This window comes from Baekduia sp. (assembly GCF_035318805.1).
Lineage (GTDB): Bacteria > Actinomycetota > Thermoleophilia > Solirubrobacterales > Solirubrobacteraceae > Baekduia.
The window spans coordinates 21,307-37,501 of the sequence record NZ_DATHDY010000050.1 but is presented as its reverse complement, the minus strand read 5'-3'; the positions used below and the strand labels follow the sequence as shown (position 1 = coordinate 37,501).

General features: G+C 72.9%; 18 protein-coding genes and 1 pseudogene. 1 reads left to right on the top strand and 18 read right to left on the bottom strand.

Going from position 1 to position 16,195, the window contains the following annotated elements:
* Positions 1-57: 57 nt before the first annotated feature.
* The gene (locus VK501_RS11790) at positions 58-978 is read right to left on the bottom strand and encodes an RNA polymerase sigma-70 factor (RefSeq protein ID WP_324337612.1); all 921 of its coding nucleotides are present in this window, start codon (positions 976-978) and stop codon (positions 58-60) included.
* A 107-nt stretch (positions 979-1,085) separates the two neighbouring features.
* On the opposite strand from VK501_RS11790, the gene VK501_RS11785 reads away from it, so the two are divergent.
* On the top strand, positions 1,086-2,030 hold the full coding sequence (locus VK501_RS11785) for an NAD(P)-dependent oxidoreductase (protein WP_324337611.1): 945 nt from the start codon (positions 1,086-1,088) through the stop codon (positions 2,028-2,030).
* Here the strand turns inward: VK501_RS11785 and VK501_RS11780 are convergent.
* The 17 genes and pseudogenes from VK501_RS11780 to sixA form a co-directional block, all read right to left on the bottom strand.
* Positions 2,018-3,562, bottom strand: coding sequence for an acyl-CoA synthetase (locus VK501_RS11780; RefSeq protein WP_324337638.1), 1,545 nt, complete (start codon positions 3,560-3,562; stop codon positions 2,018-2,020). The two genes, VK501_RS11785 and VK501_RS11780, sit on opposite strands and share 13 nt — an antisense overlap.
* Positions 3,474-4,322: a hypothetical protein gene (locus VK501_RS11775; protein WP_324337610.1), complete on the bottom strand. Its 849-nt coding sequence runs from the start codon at positions 4,320-4,322 to the stop codon at positions 3,474-3,476. Before VK501_RS11775 ends, VK501_RS11780 begins: the two co-directional genes overlap by 89 nt.
* Before the next feature lie 17 nt (positions 4,323-4,339).
* Positions 4,340-4,507 (bottom strand): annotated as a pseudogene (locus VK501_RS28925) (GNAT family N-acetyltransferase); the annotation flags it as partial.
* 30 nt (positions 4,508-4,537) lie between these two features.
* Positions 4,538-6,511, bottom strand: a complete 1,974-nt coding sequence (gene acs / locus VK501_RS11770) for an acetate--CoA ligase (protein WP_324337609.1) — start codon at positions 6,509-6,511, stop codon at positions 4,538-4,540.
* A gap of 50 nt (positions 6,512-6,561) precedes the next feature.
* Positions 6,562-7,566, bottom strand: coding sequence for a hypothetical protein (locus VK501_RS11765; RefSeq protein WP_324337608.1), 1,005 nt, complete (start codon positions 7,564-7,566; stop codon positions 6,562-6,564).
* Entirely contained in the window at positions 7,553-7,753 is a 201-nt protein-coding gene (locus VK501_RS11760) for a hypothetical protein (RefSeq protein ID WP_324337607.1), read from the bottom strand. Before VK501_RS11760 ends, VK501_RS11765 begins: the two co-directional genes overlap by 14 nt.
* Positions 7,754-7,841: 88 nt before the next feature.
* Positions 7,842-8,090: a hypothetical protein gene (locus tag VK501_RS11755; RefSeq protein ID WP_324337606.1), complete on the bottom strand. Its 249-nt coding sequence runs from the start codon at positions 8,088-8,090 to the stop codon at positions 7,842-7,844.
* A gap of 23 nt (positions 8,091-8,113) precedes the next feature.
* Positions 8,114-9,130 (bottom strand): lysylphosphatidylglycerol synthase transmembrane domain-containing protein, encoded by a 1,017-nt coding sequence (locus VK501_RS11750; RefSeq protein WP_324337605.1) that lies wholly within the window; start codon positions 9,128-9,130, stop codon positions 8,114-8,116.
* Positions 9,127-9,789, bottom strand: a complete 663-nt coding sequence (locus VK501_RS11745; RefSeq protein WP_324337604.1) for an HAD family phosphatase — start codon at positions 9,787-9,789, stop codon at positions 9,127-9,129. The genes VK501_RS11750 and VK501_RS11745 overlap by 4 nt, the downstream gene beginning before the upstream one ends.
* 109 nt (positions 9,790-9,898) lie before the next feature.
* The gene (locus tag VK501_RS11740) at positions 9,899-10,483 is read right to left on the bottom strand and encodes a GNAT family N-acetyltransferase (protein WP_324337603.1); all 585 of its coding nucleotides are present in this window, start codon (positions 10,481-10,483) and stop codon (positions 9,899-9,901) included.
* Between the two features lie 37 nt (positions 10,484-10,520).
* The gene (locus VK501_RS11735; protein ID WP_324337602.1) at positions 10,521-11,462 is read right to left on the bottom strand and encodes an exopolyphosphatase; all 942 of its coding nucleotides are present in this window, start codon (positions 11,460-11,462) and stop codon (positions 10,521-10,523) included.
* Between the two features lie 123 nt (positions 11,463-11,585).
* Positions 11,586-11,864: a hypothetical protein gene (locus VK501_RS11730; protein ID WP_324337601.1), complete on the bottom strand. Its 279-nt coding sequence runs from the start codon at positions 11,862-11,864 to the stop codon at positions 11,586-11,588.
* Complete coding sequence (bcp, locus tag VK501_RS11725) at positions 11,864-12,337, bottom strand: thioredoxin-dependent thiol peroxidase (protein WP_324337600.1); 474 nt, start codon at positions 12,335-12,337, stop codon at positions 11,864-11,866. Before bcp ends, VK501_RS11730 begins: the two co-directional genes overlap by 1 nt.
* 72 nt (positions 12,338-12,409) lie before the next feature.
* Positions 12,410-13,264: a DNA-formamidopyrimidine glycosylase family protein gene (locus tag VK501_RS11720; RefSeq protein ID WP_324337599.1), complete on the bottom strand. Its 855-nt coding sequence runs from the start codon at positions 13,262-13,264 to the stop codon at positions 12,410-12,412.
* A gap of 36 nt (positions 13,265-13,300) precedes the next feature.
* Positions 13,301-14,995 carry a thioredoxin-like domain-containing protein gene (locus VK501_RS11715; protein WP_324337598.1) on the bottom strand — a complete coding sequence of 565 codons (1,695 nt, stop codon included), beginning with the start codon at positions 14,993-14,995 and terminating at the stop codon, positions 13,301-13,303.
* Positions 14,996-15,052: 57 nt separating this feature from the next.
* Entirely contained in the window at positions 15,053-15,658 is a 606-nt protein-coding gene (locus VK501_RS11710) for a TetR/AcrR family transcriptional regulator (protein ID WP_324337597.1), read from the bottom strand.
* A gap of 41 nt (positions 15,659-15,699) precedes the next feature.
* On the bottom strand, positions 15,700-16,179 hold the full coding sequence (sixA, locus tag VK501_RS11705) for a phosphohistidine phosphatase SixA (protein WP_324337596.1): 480 nt from the start codon (positions 16,177-16,179) through the stop codon (positions 15,700-15,702).
* Between the last annotated feature and the right edge of the window lie 16 nt (positions 16,180-16,195).

Genomic DNA, 16,195 nt, shown 5'->3' with positions numbered 1-16,195 from the left:
CTTTCAGATCGACCTGGACCATGCGGCGCCCGAGCGGAACGCCCTACGCGCCGCGCCCTACGCGCCCCGCCCGCGTCGCGCGACGTCCGACACCGGCCCGAGGTGGCCGAGCTTGTCGGGGTTGACGACCGACCGGATCCCGGTGACCGCGCCGCCGGCGATCTCCAGCGCCATGACGACGATCACCGCGCCCTCGCGGTCGCGCGCCAGCCAGCCGGGCTGCCCGTTGACCTCCACCGGCTCCACGCTCGCGCCGAGGCGCGCCCGCTGACGGAACAGCGCGCGCATCGCGTGGGCGATCCGCTCCGCCCCCACGAGCGGCTCGGGGAACGCCGTCGCCTTGCCGCCGCCGTCGCCGGTGAAGACCGCGTCCTCGGCGAGCATCGACACCAACCCCTCCATGTCGCCCTCCTGCGCGGCGGTCAGGAAGCGCTTGGCCAGCGACTCGCGTGCCGCGCGCGACGACTCGAAGCGCGGCTTGGCCGTGATCACGTGCCGGCGCGCCCGCGCGGCGATCTGCCGGCAGTTGTCCGGCGTCTTGTCCACCACCTCGGCGATCTCGGCGAAGGTGTAGTCGAACGCCTCGCGCAGCAGGAACACCGCGCGCTCGGTCGGCGTCAGGCGCTCGAGAACGAGCAGGAAGGCCATCGACAAGTCGTCGGCCAGCTCGGCGTCGGCGACCAGGTCGACGCTCGGGTCCGCGCCGGCGCGCGTCAGCAGCGGCTCGGGCAGCCACGGGCCGACGTACGCCTCGCGGCGCACGCGCGCGGAGCGCAGCTCGTCGATCGCCAGGCGGGTTGCGACGGCCGTCATGTACGCCTTGGGCGACGCGATCTCGGTGCCGTCCCGCACCTCGCGGTGCGCGCGCAGCAGCGTCTCCTGCGCGACGTCCTCGGCCTCGGCCACCGAGCCGAGCATCCGGTAGGCGATGGAGAAGACCAGCGGGCGGAGCTCGTTCAGCGCAGTCGTATCGGTCATGGGATCGACGACGATCCTGACAAGTCGGCCGTGACATGTCACAGCCGTGCCGTCTGTCTCGTCTCAGGGCTCGAAACGCAGAAGTCCGACGACGAGGAGCAAGAGCGATGCGAGTCTTCCTGGCGGGTGCGACGGGCGCGGTGGGCCAGCGTCTGGTGCCGCGGCTGATCGACGAGGGCCACGAGGTCGTGGCGATGACGCGGACGGCGGCCAAGGCCGACGGGCTGCGGGCGGCGGGCGCGCTGCCGGTGGTGGCCGACGCGCTGGACCGCGAGGCGGTGCTCGGCGCGGTGGTCGGCGCGCAGCCCGACGTGATCGTCCACCAGATGACCGCCCTGACGGGCGTGACCGACATGCGGCACTTCGATCGCGTCTTCGCGACGACCAACCGGCTGCGCACCGAGGGCACGGCCCACCTCCTGGAGGCCGCGCGCGCGGCCGGCACCCGGCGGATGATCGCCCAGAGCTTCACGGGCTGGCCGTTCGCGCGCACCGGCGGGCCGGTCAAGGACGAGGACGCGCCGCTGGACCCCGAGCCGCCCCGGGCGCAGCGCGAGACGCTCGCGGCGATCCGCGAGCTGGAGGCGATGGTCACGGGCGCCGGGCCCGACGTCGAGGGCGTGGTCCTGCGCTACGGCGGGCTCTACGGGCCGCGGACGAGCCTCGCCGCCGACGGCGAGATGACCGCGCTCGTACGCCGGCGCCGGCTCCTCGTCGTCGGCGACGGCGACGGCCTCTGGTCGTTCACGCACATCGACGACGCGGCCGGCGGCGTCCTGGCAACGCTGGCGCCGGGCGGTCCGACCGGCGTGTTCGCGATCGTCGACGACGAGCCCGCGCGGACGGCGGAGTGGATCCCCGGGCTGGCGTCGGCGATCGGCGCCCCCGCACCGCGCCGCGTGCCGGCCTGGGTGGGCCGGCTGGCGGCGGGCGAGGCGGTGGCGACGATGATGACCACGAGCCGGGCGGCGTCGAACGCCAAGGCCCGGCGCGAGCTGGGCTGGACGCCGCGGTACGCCACGTGGCGGGAGGGCTTCCGTCACGCGCTCTGAGAGGCCGCCTGCTCGGCCTCGCGCTCGCGCAGCTCGATGCGCCGGATCTTGCCCGTCAGCGTCTTGGGCAGGTCGGCGACGAACTCGATCCGGCGCGGGTAGGCGTAGGCCGACAGGCGATCGCGGACGAAGGCCTTGATCTCGCCGGCGAGCTCGTCGGAGCCGTCGTGGCCCTCGGCGAGCACGATGAAGGCCTTCACCACCATGCCGCGGCGCTCGTCGGGCGAGGCGACCGCCGCGGCCTCGCGCACGGCCGGGTGCTCGATGCACGCCGACTCCACCTCGAACGGGCCGATGCGGTAGCCGGCCGAGATGATCACGTCGTCGGCGCGGCCGGCGTACCAGACGTAGCCGTCCGCGTCGGCGGTCGCGGCGTCCTTGGTGTGGAACCAGTCGCCGCCGAAGGTCTCCTGCGCCGCCGCCTCGTTGCGCCAGTAGCCCAGCGGATAGTGCGGGTTGGACCGGGCGCGCAGGCAGATCTCGCCGCGCTCGCCCTCGGCGACCTCGTGCTCGTCCTCGTCGAGGATCCGCACGTCCCAGCCGGGCATCGGCCGGCCCATCGACCCCTCGCGGACCTCCATCCACGGGAAGTTGCCGACCAGCGGATAGGACTCGGTCAGCCCGTAGTAGTCGAGCACGGTCGTGCCGTACTGCTCGCGGAACCAGCGGATCGCCTCGGGGTTCAGCGGCTCGCCCGCGCTGCAGACGATCCGGAAGTCGCACGGGTACTGCGTGCCGGCGTCGTCGATCGACATCATCGAGCGCATCGCCGTCGGCGTGGTGAACACGTTGGTGACCCGGTGGCGGCTGAGGAAGTCGAGCTGGACACGCGGGTCGAAGCCGCCCTGGCGCTGCAGGACGACCTGCACCGCGCCGTAGCGCCACGGTCCCAGCAGCGGGGCGATGCCCGCGGCCCACGCCCACTCCCCCATGCCGTGGAAGCGCTCGCCGTCCTGCACGTCGTGGCAGTAGACGAACTCCTCGTGGGCGAGCAGGTAGCGATGGGCGTGCACGATGCCCTTCGCCAGCCCGGTCGTGCCCGAGGTGTAGTACAGCTGAGCCGGGTCGTCGGCCGAGGTGTCGGCCTGCACCGGCTCGGTCGACGCGCCGGTGAGCAGGCCGTCGCCCTCGTCGAGCACGAGCAGCTCGCCGACCGTGTCGCCGACGTGGGCGCGGAAGCGGTCGGCGTTGGCCGCGTCGGTGATGAGCACGCGCGGCCGCGAGTCGCGCAGCCGGTGGGCGATGCCGTCGTCGCCGTAGAGCACCGACATCGACAGCAGGATCGCCCCGCGCTTCCACGTCCCGAAGAAGATCGCGGCCGTCTCGGGCGTGGGCGGCAGCACGACCGCGACGCGCTCGCCGGCGTCGGCCCCGTGGTCGCCGAGCACGTGCGCCGCCTGGTTGGCGAGATCCTGCAGCTCGCCCCACGTCACGTCGCGCCGCTCACCGTCGAACCGCTCCCAGATCATCGCCGGCTTGTCGCGCGGATGCTTGTCGCAGACGTCCTGCGCGATGTTGTAGCGGTCGGGCACGTGCCACGCGTGCTTCGCTACCTCGTCCTCGTAACGACCCATGCGGCGAGCCTGTCAGAGGCGTGGAGCGCGAGCAACCGGGAGGTTCGGCGTTGCGCGGCACCGGCGCCCGCCCGGGCCCGCCCTCACCAGGTCTTCGGACGGTCCCGCTGCGCCGGGGCTGGCGCTCCAGCAGCTCGGCGGCGTCGAAGAGCGTCTGCGTGCTCTCGACGCCCAGCACGCCGGCCTGGTGCAGCAGCGCCTCGGTGGCCGCCGCGTCGGTCAGCGCCGCCGCGATGCGCAGCTTGCCCGGCGCCGCGTCGGCGTCGCGGCGTGAGCCCTTGACCGCCAGGATCGGCTTGCGGCGCGACACGCGCCGGGCGACCTGGGGGAAGCGTCGCGGGTTGCCGAAGGACTCCACGTAGAACGCGACGACCGTGGTGCGCTCGTCGTCGGCGAAGTGCTCCAGGACGTCGTTGGTCGACACGTCGGCGCGGTTGCCGAGCGCCAGGAACGACGAGACGCCGATGCGGCGCCCGGCGGCGTGGCCGAGCAGCGCCAGCCCGAGCGCGCCCGACTGCGACGACAGGCCCAGGCCGCCGGCACGGACCGGCACGCGGCCGATGAGCGCCTGCAGGCTGACCGCGGGATCGGTGTTGACGACGCCGAGCGCGTTGGGGCCCACCAGCCGCAGGCCGTGCGCGCGCACCTCGGCCAGCAGCGCGTCCTCGCGGGCGCGTCCCTCGGGCTCGTCGGTGTCGCCGAAGCCGGTCGACACCACCAACAACGGAGCATCCGCGTCGCCAGCCCGCGGCCCTGCAGGTCCTCGGCGACCGCGAAGGCGACCTCGGCCGCGTCGGGCTCGTTGAGCCGGTCGTAGCCCGACACCGCGACGACCTCGTCGCCGAGGTGGGCGAGCAGCGTGACGCGCGTGTCCCCGTCGGCGTGCGCGTAGTCGCGCGAGATCAGGTCCGAGCGCCCGCCGACGCGCGGCCGCTAGGCCTCGTCGTCCGCCCGGTCCTTGACCTTGTCCTGCAGCTGGGCCATCACGTCGGGGTCGCGCAGCGTGGTCACGTCGCCCAGCTCGCGACCCTCGGCGATGTCCTTCAGCAACCGGCGCATGATCTTGCCCGAGCGCGTCTTGGGCAGGTCGTCGGCCCAGATGATCCGCTTGGGACGCGCGAGCTTGCCGATCCGGACCGCGACGTGCTCGCGGATCTCGGCGACGAGCGCGTCGGTGCCCTCCAGGTCGCCGTGGAGCGTGACGAACGCGACCACCGACTGGCCGCTGTCCTCGTCGGCGGCGCCGATGACCGCGGCCTCGGCCACCTTGCCGTGCGAGACGATCGCCGACTCGATCTCGGCCGTCGACATGCGGTGCCCGGAGACGTTGAGCACGTCGTCGACGCGCCCGATGACCGAGACGTAGCCCTCCTCGTCCTGCTTGGCCGCGTCGCCGACGAGGTAGGTCTTGTTGTCCCACTTGCTCCAGTAGGTCTGCACGTAGCGCTCGTCGTCGCCGGCCAGCGTGCGCAGCATCCCGGGCCTCGGCCGGCGCAGGGCCAGCAGCCCCTGCGTGTTGCGCGGCAGCTCCTCGCCGGACGCCTCGTCCAGCACGGCGGCGTCGATGCCGGGAAGCGGCGTCCCCGCCTTGCCCGGCTTCATCGCCTGGGCTCCCGGCAGCGTCGTGATCATGATGCCGCCCGTCTCGGTCTGCCACCACGTGTCGACGACCGGGCAGCGCTCGCCGCCGATGACCTTCCAGTACCAGAGCCAGGCCTTGGGGTTGATCGGCTCGCCGACGGTGCCCAACAACCTCAACTTGGAGAGGTCGGCCTTCTCGACGTGCTCGACGCCCCACTTCATGCACGCGCGGATCGCCGTCGGCGCGGTGTAGAAGATCGTCGCGCCGTAGCGCTCGCACAGCTCCCACCAGATGCCCTTGTGCGGGTAGTCGGGCGCACCCTCGTACATCACCGACGTGCAGGCGTTGAGCAGCGGTCCGTAGACGATGTAGCTGTGGCCGGTGATCCAGCCGACGTCGGCCGAGCACCAGAAGACGTCGGACTCGGGCTTGAGGTCGAAGACGTACTTGTGCGTCCACGCGACCTGGGTCAGGTAGCCCCCAGTGGTGTGCAGGATGCCCTTCGGCTTGGCCGTCGAGCCGCTCGAGTACAGGATGAACAGCGGGTGCTCGGCGGGCAGCTCGACGGCCGGGCACTCCGGGTCGGCCGCCTGGAGCGCGTCGTGCCACCAGACGTCGCCGTCGCCCATCGGCGTGTCGTCCAGGCCCACGTGGCGCACGACGAACGTCGTCTGCACCGGCATGCCCACCTCGTCCACCGACGCCTTGACCGGCGCGACCTTGCCCTTGCGGCGCGCGCCGTCGACGGTGATGAGCGCCTTGGCGTCGGAGAACTCCATCCGCTCCCTGACCGACTCGGCGCTGAAGCCGCCGAAGACGACGTTGTGCGGCGCCCCGATGCGCGCGCAGGCGAGCATTGCCACGACCACCTCGGGGATCATCGGCAGGAAGATCCCCACGACGTCGCCCTGCCCCACGCCGTGGTCGGCGAGCGCGTTGGCCGCGCGCTGGGTCTGCTCGAGCAGCCAGGCGTAGGTGATCTCACGCTCCTCGCCCTCCTCGCCGCGCCAGTGGAAGGCGACGCGGTCCCCGAGCCCGGCTTCGACGTGGCGGTCCAGGCAGTTGTAGGAGGCGTTGGTCGTGCCGTCCTCGAACCACTTGTAGAACGGCGGGTTCTCGTCGTCGAGCGTCTGCTGCGGCGCGGTGAACCAGTGCAGGGCGTCGGCCTGCCTGCGCCACCACGCGACGGGATCCGCGGCGGCCTCCTGGTGGACGGAGAGGTCCTTGACCAGGGCGTTGCGCCGGAACTCCTCGGGCGGCTCGAAGCGCTCCTGCCGGAGCAGCTCGTCGAGCTGCCGCTCGAGGTCGGTCGTGGTGCCAGCCATGTGGGGGTCCCCCTCCGTCGCGGTGCAGATCACCATGGTCGCAGTGTGGCTCAGCCGCGGCGCTTGCGCTTCTTGCGCGCGGAGGTCGCCGGGCTCGGGGCCTCGCTCGACGGCCCGGCGGGCGCGCTGGGCGCGGGCGGCGCCGGCGAGGGCGAGGGCGAGGGGCCCAGGCGCCCACGGCCGAAGCCGCCGAAGCCGCCGAAGCCGCCGCCGCCACTGTCGGCCCGGCCGCGGCCGCGCTCCTCGCGGAGCTCCTGCTGCGTCGGCCAGGGCATGGCCTCGCCCGAGGTCCACGCCGGCGGGATGTTGCGCGGGAACTTGCCGAGCAGCAGCGCGCCCATCATCGCCAGCCAGAACGCCTGGACGATGAAGGTCGGCGAGCCCGACAGCGGGCCCAGCAGGATCAGGGCGCCGACGATCGCGCCGAGGACGCCGAGGAAGCGGGTGAGCAGCCCGACGCGCATGGCGCCGATCGTGATCAGCACGAAGGCCGCGGCGACCGAGATGCTCCCGAAGAAGCCGAGGCCGCTGGCGGCGACGACCACGCCGCCGCGCAGCGCGTCGTGGGCGGCGGCGGTGCTGTGGTCGCTCGAGGACGCGAAGTCGCTGGCGCTGATCATGACCGCGACCTGCAGCACGACGGCGCTCAGGGCAGTCGCGCCCGACCCGAGCAGGGCCAGCAGGCGTGCGATGCGCGGCGTGGCCGCGCCGCGGGCGACGGAGGCGTCGAAGAGGAAGACGAGCAGCACGCCGATGAGCACGGCGGTGGCGGCCTGCGCCACCGCGACGAGCAGCAGCGAGAGCGCGTGGTCGTCGATGAAGAGGATCTGCGCCGTGCGCAGGCCCTCGCGGCCGATGCTCTCGCCCGCGGCGTCGCGCACCGCGTCGAGCACGAAGACGCGCGGGAAGTCCGAGTAGATCGCCTGCGGCAGGACGCCGGCGAGCACCGCCAGGACGGCAGCGGCCAGCGCGGCGAGGCCGACGCGCGGCTTGCTGGTCCGCTCCCGCGCGAGGATGTCCTCGACGGGCACGGTGGCGGCGTCAGTCCCGGCCATCGGTCAGCGCGCGCTGGTCGTCGCGGCCGAGGCGGCCGGGGAGGACGAGCTCGGGGTCGTCGCGGTCCACGACGCGCGAGAGGCGGTCGCCGGCGGCGAGGACGAGGTCCAGGACGGGTGCGGCGAACCGCAGGCCCGTCTCGATGCGACCGCGCCATAGGAGCTGGGTTGACGAGAGCTGCGCCACGTCTTCGATCCTACCGTCGCGCGCTCCGCGTCGCGGCTGGGGTCAGCGGCGCGCCGCGACGCGCGGGGACGCCCGGTGCCGGACGCGGCTACTGCAGGCCCGCGCGCGCCTCGCGCACCAGGGTGACGGCCTCCGGGAAGACGGTCGCCATCACGCCGCGGATCTGCTCGGCCTGCTCGGCCGTCGTCCCCTGGATGTTGACGCGGTTGACCGCCGCGACCGTCATCTGGACCGCGAGGCCGATCGCGTTGTCGGCCCACGCCAGACGCTGCTGGCCCTGCATCTGATCTGCGAACTCCGCCATGCGGCGCTGCAGCTCTTCGGGGTCTCCGAACATTCCACCAAAGCCTTCCATGGGCTCTAGGGTACCCCGCCGCCGACCGCGTTCCCAGCCGCCGCCTTCTCGGCCTCGCGGTGCTCCCGGCCGGCCGCGATGACCTCCTTGAAGGAGCGGAACTTGAAGATCGTCGCCAGGGCCGCGAAGCCCACCGCCAGGCTGAAGGCGGCGATCGCGATCTGCTGGCCGACGGAGTAGGCCGCGACCGTCGCGCCGGCGGCGGTCCCGGCGAAGACCTTGACCAGGAACGCCTGCTGGACGCCGGCGCCGCCGGGCGTGAACGGCACGACCGCGGCGACCGCGTTGACGCCGAGGACGAGCAGGACGTTGCGGACCGAGCCGCCGATGTGGAACGCGTCGAGCAGGAACCAGAACGCCGCGAAGCGAAACAGCCAGCCGACGAACTGCACGAGCCAGACCTCGCGGAAGTAGCGCTTGCGGTCGAAGATGATCGTCAGGCCCTGGCGCACCCGCGCCCAGAACGCCTTGACGCGCGTGCTGAGCAGCGCGAAGCCGACGAGGCCGGCGATGGCCAGGAACGTCAGCGCGAAGAGCAGGAAGCGCGGATGCGACGCGAAGAAGCTCAGGTCGAACGCGCCCAGGGTGGAGAAGTCGGGCGGCTTGGGGAACACGCCCTGCGAGAAGGCGAACAGCAGGATGAGCGCGCCCATCGACGCGTCGAAGCCGAACTCCACGAAGAACGCCGCGGCGATCGCCGAGTAGGTCGAGTTCGGGATCGAGGTCTTGACCAGGAAGAGCTTGATGACGTCGCCGCCGCGCGCGGGGACGACGTTGTTGAACCCGTAGGCCGCGATGTACGCGCCCCAGATCCGCTTGAACTCGATCTGCTCGGTGGGGTACGCGGCGCGCAGCACGTTGTAGAAGGCGCGCGAGCGGATCGTCAGGTACGTGCCGAAGCACAGCAGCCCGAGCGCCAGCGATCCCCAGCTGATCTCGGCCAGGCTGCTGGCGAACTGGCCGACCGCGTCGAAGAAGCCGCCGAGGCCGGCGACGATCGGGGCGGGCGGAGCTGCGGTCACCCGCGGGAGGGTACGAGCCCGACCGTCTCGGAGACGATCGCGTCGGCCAGCGAGGCCGCGGTGATGTCCGCGTCCGGGATGTCCATGTCGGCGAAATACGGCACGCCGATGACGGTGAGGCCGGCGGCCTTGGCGGCCTGCGCGCCGGTCGGCGAGTCCTCGAGGCCCACCGACCGCGCCGGATCGGCGCCGAGGCGCCGGCACGCCTCGAGGTAGATGTCGGGCGCCGGCTTGGGGCTGGGCACCTCGTCGCCGGCGACGGTGACCGCGAAGCGCTCCGCCATGCCCGAGGTCTGCAGCACGCGATCCAGGAACTCGCGCGGCGAGTTGCTAGCGACGGCGACCGGGATGCCCGCGGCGAGCAGGGCGTCGACCAGGGCGACGGCGCCCGGCCGCGGCTCGACGTCGTGCGCGGCCTCGGCCATGACGAGCGCATGCAGCTCGTCGATGAGGGCCTGCCCCTCGCCGGGCCGCCCGAGCATGACCTCGAGCTTGCCGGCGGCGATGGTGTGCGACGAGCCGATCAGCTCGCGCTTGTGGTCGACCGTGAACGTGCCGCCGTAGCGGGCGAACAGCGCGCTCTCGGCGCGCGTCCACGCCTCCTCGGTGTCCAGCAGGAGACCGTCGTTGTCGAACACGATCGCGTCGGGCGGGGTCACCCCCTCCACCCTAGGACACCCCTCCGCCGTTCATTAAGGGGTCTGACCCCTTCATGAAGGGGTCAGACCCCTTAATGGGGCGACCGCTCGATGCGGCGCACGTCGTGGATCAGCGTGGCTCGCGCCACAGGAACCAGACCGGCGGGCCCTTGGGGAGGTCGAGGCGGTCGACGACCTCGAAGCCGTGGCGCCCGTAGAACGCGAGGTTGCGCTCCTTGCCGGTCTCCAGGTAGGCGGGCATGCGCTCGGCGTCGCAGAGGTCGAGGCCCGGGCGGATGACCTGCGAGCCGACGCCCTCGCCCTGGCGACCGGGGTCGACGCCGAGGACCGCGAGGTAGAAGTGGCGCTCGGTGGGATGGCGCGCCTCGACCTGGCCGAGGCCGGCCAGCACGCGGGGCAGCCGCGGCAGCACGCCGGGCAGCGTGAGCCGCAGCAGCGCGAGCGTCTCGCGCGTGTCCTCGCGCCAGCGCTCGGGGAGCGCCCACAGCGCGGCGCCGGCGCGGTCCTCGCTCGTCCACGCGACGTCCTGGTCGCGCAGCCGCCGCAGCTGCCAGCCGAAGAACCGCAGCGCCCAATGCGCCCGCCGCTGCTCCCGGGCGTACACCCAGGCGGTGACCGGATCGTCGTGAAACGACCGGGCGAGCATCGCGGCCAGCGGCTCGACGTCGTCGTGGCGTACCGGTCGGACGGCCATTGCGGCCGGACTCTAGTGGTGCTCCGGCGCCACGGCCCTACCCGTCGGCGTTGATCCGGGCGATCAGCTCGCCGAGCACGCGCTCGGCGTCCTCGTTGGCCACCTGGCAGGTGCCGGCGGCCTCGTGGCCACCGCCGCCGTAGGCCAGCATGAGCTCGCCGACGTCGGTCCGCGACGAGCGGTCGAGGATCGACTTGCCCGTCGCGAAGACGGTGTTCTGCTGCCGCAGGCCCCAGAGCACGTGGATCGAGACGTTGCAGTCGGGCCAGAGGGCGTAGGCCGTGAAGCGGTTCGTGGCGTAGATCAGGTCTTCGTCGCGGAAGTCCAGCACCACGAGGTTGCCGTGGCGCGTGCCGCAGCGGGCGACCTGATCGATGGCGGCGTCGGCGTGCTCGCGGTAGAGCTCGACGCGCTCGGCGACGTCCGGCGTCTCGAGGATCTCCTCGATCGTCTTGGCCGTGATGTCGTCGATCAGCTGCATCATCAGCTGGTAGTTGGAGATGCGGAAGTCGCGGAAGCGGCCCAGGCCGGTGCGCGGGTCCATGAGGAACGAGATGTAGTCCCAGCCCTGCGGCTCGAGGATGTCCTCGCGCGTGAAGTCCGCGGCGTCGGCCTTGTCGACCGCCGCCATGATGTCCTCGCCGATGGCGGTGAAGCGCCCGGCGCCGCCGTAGTAGTCGTAGACCACGCGCGCGGCCGACTTGGCGCCGGCGACGATCACGTGGTTCTCAGGCGAGTCCTGGACCCGCACCGTCTCCGAGTCGTGATGGTCGAACGCCAGGTGGACGCCGGCGACGTAGGGCAGGTTCGTCGTGATGTCCCGGTCGGTGAGCTCGACGAGGCCGTCCTGCATGTCCTTGGGATGGACGAACTTGATGTCGTCCAGGATCCCGAGCTCCTTGAGCAGAGCGGCGCAGACGAGCCCGTCGAAGTCGGAGCGCGTCACCAGCCGGTATCGCTCGGCCACCTGGGTCGTCATGCGGAGTGTCCTCGTCCCTTCACGGAGTTCGTCACGGTGCTCCTCCGGATGGTCGGCATCCCGCGCGGATTCCTGAGGATCGGGCTGCGCCGCGCGGACACGGGCGCGCCCAGCGGTGGCGGCTCAGCCGTCGGCGTGCCGCTCGAGGTAGTCCAGGTAGACCGGACGCAGGGCGTCGGAGAGGGCGCCATCGTCGTCGCGGAATGTGTCGGCGACCTGGCCCGACCAGTGCGCGACGTCGTAGTCGGCCTGATCGCCCTGGCCGGCGGCGGCCTCGGCGGCCGGAACCAGCTTCATCAGGTTCCAGAGGAACTTGACGTCGAGGTGCCTCTGGGCGCGCGCGACGGCGCGGTCGTGCAGCTCCTTGGAGCTGAGCGCCTCGAGCTCCTCCCGGCGCGACACTACGCTGCCGCGGTCATGTCGCCGAGGGCGGCCAGGACCTGCTCGTCGTGCGTCTCCGGCTTGGCCTTCTTGATGACCTTGCGCACGATCCCGTCCTCGTCGATGACGAAGGTCGAGCGCTGGGCGCCCATGTAGGTCTTGCCGTACATCGACTTCTCGACCCACACGCCGTAGGTCTCGGAGACCTCGTGGTGCTCGTCGGCGAGCAGCTCGAAGTTGAGGTGCTGCTTCTCGTAGAACTTCTTGACGGCCTTGACCGGATCCGGGGAGACGCCGAGCACCACCGCGTCGGCGGCCTCGTAGTCCAGCTCGTGATCGCGCACGCCGCAGGCCTGCGTCGTGCACCCCGGCGTGTTGGCCTTGGGGTAGAAGTAGAGCACGACCCTGCGGCCGCGGAAGCTCGAAAGGCGCACGGGGTTGCCCGACTGATCGGGAAGCTCGAAGTCCGGCGCCGGCTGGCCCTCCTTGATCATGCCTCCATGATACGGCGCGCCGAACCCCTGCGATGCGCGCGGCGTGGCTGTCGTTGCGCAGCCGCCGACCGACTACTTCAACAACCGCGACAGCCGGCGGTCCTTGAGCACGCGGCCGCCGGTCTGCTCCTGCGGGCAGTAGCAGAGGACGTAGTCCTCGTAGTGCACGGCCTCGATCGTCGTCCCGCAGCGCGGGCACGGCTCGCCCTGGTGGCGGTGGACCTGCAGGGGCAGCGGCAGCTTGTCGGGGATCGGGAGGTGCACGACCTCCTCGTAGTGCGCGATCGCGTCGCCGAGGCGCTCGACGATCGCAGCGCGCAGCCGGGCGGCCTCGTCGGCGTCGAGGTCGTTGGCCCGCTTGAAGGGCGACAGCCGCGCGGTCCACAGGATCTCGTCGACCCACGACCGCCCGATGCCGGTGATGACGCGCTGGTCGCGCAGCGCGGCCTGCAGGGGCCGGGCGCCGACCGGCGCGAGCAGCGCGGCGAGGTCGTCGGGCGGGTCGGGCCAGGCCTCGGGGCCGAGGTTGGCGATCGCCTCGTCGGCGGCCAGCCCCTCGGGCGTCAGCACCTTGACCCAGGCCGCCTGCTTGGTGCCGAACTCGCGCAGCCGCAGCTCGCGGTCGTCGGAGAAGCGGATCAGCAGCCGCGAGGTGCGGTCGCGCAGCCCGGCGCGCTTGGTCCACAGCTGCAGGCGCCCGGCGCTCATGAGATGGACCAGCACGTGCAGGTCGCCCTCGACGTCGATGACGAGGTGCTTGCCGATGCGGCGCACGCCCTCGACCCTGCGCCCGTCGAGCGCGTGCAGCGGCGGGTCGAACGTCTTGAGCGCGTTGATCCCAGGGGCCAGCGTCGACTCGATGGTCTCGCCGGCGAGCGCGTCGCTCAGCCGGCGCGCGGTGATCTCGACCTCGGGCAGCTCGGGCACGCCCTCCAGGGTAGAAGGCGCCGTCAAGCGCTCGGGTCAGCTGAGCAACACGTCGTAGGCGCGCTGCGTGCGACGCAGGCGGCAGGCGTCGGGACCGCAGGTCGCGACGAGCACCTCGATCGTCACGCGGCCCGAGCCGTGACCGAGGGCCAGGTCGATCTTCGCGGGCAGCGCCGCGGCCGTCCACGCCGTCGGCTCGCGCAGCAGGTCCGGATCGCTGGCGACGGCGCGGACCCGCACCGGCGGCCCCGCGGCGCCGTCGAGCGCGTCGTCACCCGCGTCGAGGTCGAGGTCGATCGTCACCGTCGCGCCCGCCTCCTGTACGATCGTCTCGGCGACCGACGCCGGAAGCTCCTCGGGCAGGTCGCTCGATCCCGGCCGGCCCACGTTCAGCGTGCGGGCCCGAGCGCGCACCGGATCGACGAGCACGACGCGATGGTTGCCGGTGTCGGCGACGAGCAGGCGTCCGTCGGGCAGCACGGCGAGCCCGCCGGGCTCGGAGAGGCCGTCGACCGGGACCGTCCACAGGTGCGAGCCGCGCCAGACGCGGATCCGGCTGTTGAAGGTGTCGGCGACGTAGAGCTCGCCCCGGTGGCCGAGCGCGAGGCCGAGCGGATGCTGCAGCCGCGCGCGGGAACCTTCGCCGTCCTCGGCGCCCCAGGCGAACAGGCCGGCGCCGGCCAGCGTCTGCACGTCGAAGGTCTGCGCACGGAGGAGGCGCAGCGCGCTGGCCTCGGCGTCGACGAACGCGAGGTCGCCGTCGCTGGTGGCCGCCAGGCCCGACGGCTGGGCGAGCACCGCCTCCAGGCCCGGGCCGTCGACGAGCGCCTCGGCGCCGGTCCCGGCCAGGATCTGCAGCTCGCCCGCGCGATCGACCGCCCACAGCCGGTGCCGGCCCGCCTCGGCGATCACGACGTGGCCGTGCCAGCGCAGCACGTCCCACGGAGAGCGCAGGCGGTCGGTGATCAGCTCGCGCGGGCTGCGGCCGTCCAGCGGGATGCGCCACACGCGGTCGGCGCCCGTCTCGCACACCAGCACCGACGCGGTGTCGCCGACGCTGTCGAAGCGCACGCCCTGCGGCTGGTAGAGGCCGTCCAGCTCCTGCAGCACCTCCCCGCCCAGCGTGCAGACCAGGACGCGGTCGTGGCCGGTGTCGGCGATCGCCAGGCGCGGCGCGGTCGTCGCGCCGTCCTCGATCGCGAGCTTGCCCGGAAACGCCAGCTCGCCCGTGCCCTGCGGATCGCCGTCGAGCTCGAGCGCGCCGCGCCGCAGCGTGCCGTTGCCCTCCGCCTCGACGACGAGCCGCTCGATCGCGCTCGCCAGCGCGACGACGTGGCCCTCGCCGGAGACCGTGAGCGCGACGCGGCCCTCGGCGTCGATGAGCACGAGCGTCGGCCACGCGCGCACGGCGTAGGCGCTCCAGGTGGTCTTCGCGGGGTCGTCGAGCACCGGATGCTCGATGCGGTGGCGGGCGACGGCGGCGCGCACCGCGGCGTGCTCGTGCTCGTGGGGGAACTTCGGCGAGTGCACGCCCACGACGGTCAGCACGTCGGCGAACCGGCGCTCCAGGCCGCGCAGCTCCTCGTGCACGCGCTGGCAGTTGACGCACGCCAGCGTCCAGAAGTCGAGCAGCACGATCTTGCCGCGCAGCTGCGCCAGCGTGAGGTCGTCGACGCCGATCCATCCGCCCTCGCCCTCCAGGTCGGGCGCGCGCACGCGTACGCGATCCATGCCCTCAGTGTGCCGCGTTCGACATGGCCGCTCGGTCGGGCCGCCGTCGCGCGCGGCTCAGCAGGACGTCAGCAGCGCGAGCAGCGTGCGTTCCAGCGCCGCGGACGCCGCTTCGACGTCGAGGCCCTGCTGCTCGCGCAGCGCCGCCCACGAGGAGTAGGACGCTGCGGCGCCGAGCGCGGCCACCAACGTGGCGCGCCCGCGCTGCGGGTAGGCCGCGATCTCCGTCGCGAAGACCCGGGCGAGCTCCTCGCGCTTGGTCGCCCGGAAGCTCTCCAGCGCCGCGTGGACGCTCTCGGAGGACGGCTCCATGAGCAGCGCGGCCCGTCGCACGGGCGCGATCCACTCGTACACCCGGGCGCGCTGGGCGACGATCGCGGCCACGCGCTCCTCGAGCTCGCCGCCGGCGTCGATCGCCCCCATGAGCACCGTGAGGTGCGCCGAGCGGCTCTCGCTGACCGCGGCGAACAGGGCCTCGCGGTCGGCGTAGTGCTGGAACACCGTGCGCGGCGCGACCGAGGCGCGCACCGCGATCTCCTCGATCGTGGGCTGCGCGCTGCCCTCTTCGAGGAGCGCGACCAGCGCGTCGACGATCGCCGCACGCGTGCGCACCGACCGGGCGACGCGACCGTCCAGTGGGGTGACGTTCACGGAGTCGAGCATGGGACCGATGCGCGGAGCGTACGCCTCCCGGTGGCCTCCGATCAACGACCCGAACGGCTAATCCTCTCCAGCTCGCGGGGACGCAGCAGGGCGATCAGCTCGCCCCGGGTCCCGTCGAGGCGGATGCCCGCGACGCCGCCCTTCTTGAAGTCCACCCGCCCGCCCGTGAGGTCGTATACGACCTGGGCGAAGTCGGGGTTGTGGCCGACGATCAGCACGCGCTCCTGGTGCTCGGCGCCCGCGAGCAGCTCGAGCGCGGCCGCGCCGTCGAAGCCCTCCGCGAGCGCCGGCCGCTCGGCCGGCTCGACGCCCAGCGCCTCGGCCGCGAGGCGCGCCGTGTCGCGCGCACGCGCCTTCGGGCTCGTGTAGATGTGCTGGAACGTGAGGCCCAGGGCCGCGAGCGCGGCGCCCGCGACGCGCGACTGCTCCTCGCCGCGGGGCGTCAGCCGCCGCTCGTCGTCGGGCCGGGCATCGTGGGGCTCGGCCTCGCCGTGCCGCAGCAACCAGAGCTGATTCGCCATGGCGGCCAATCTAGCG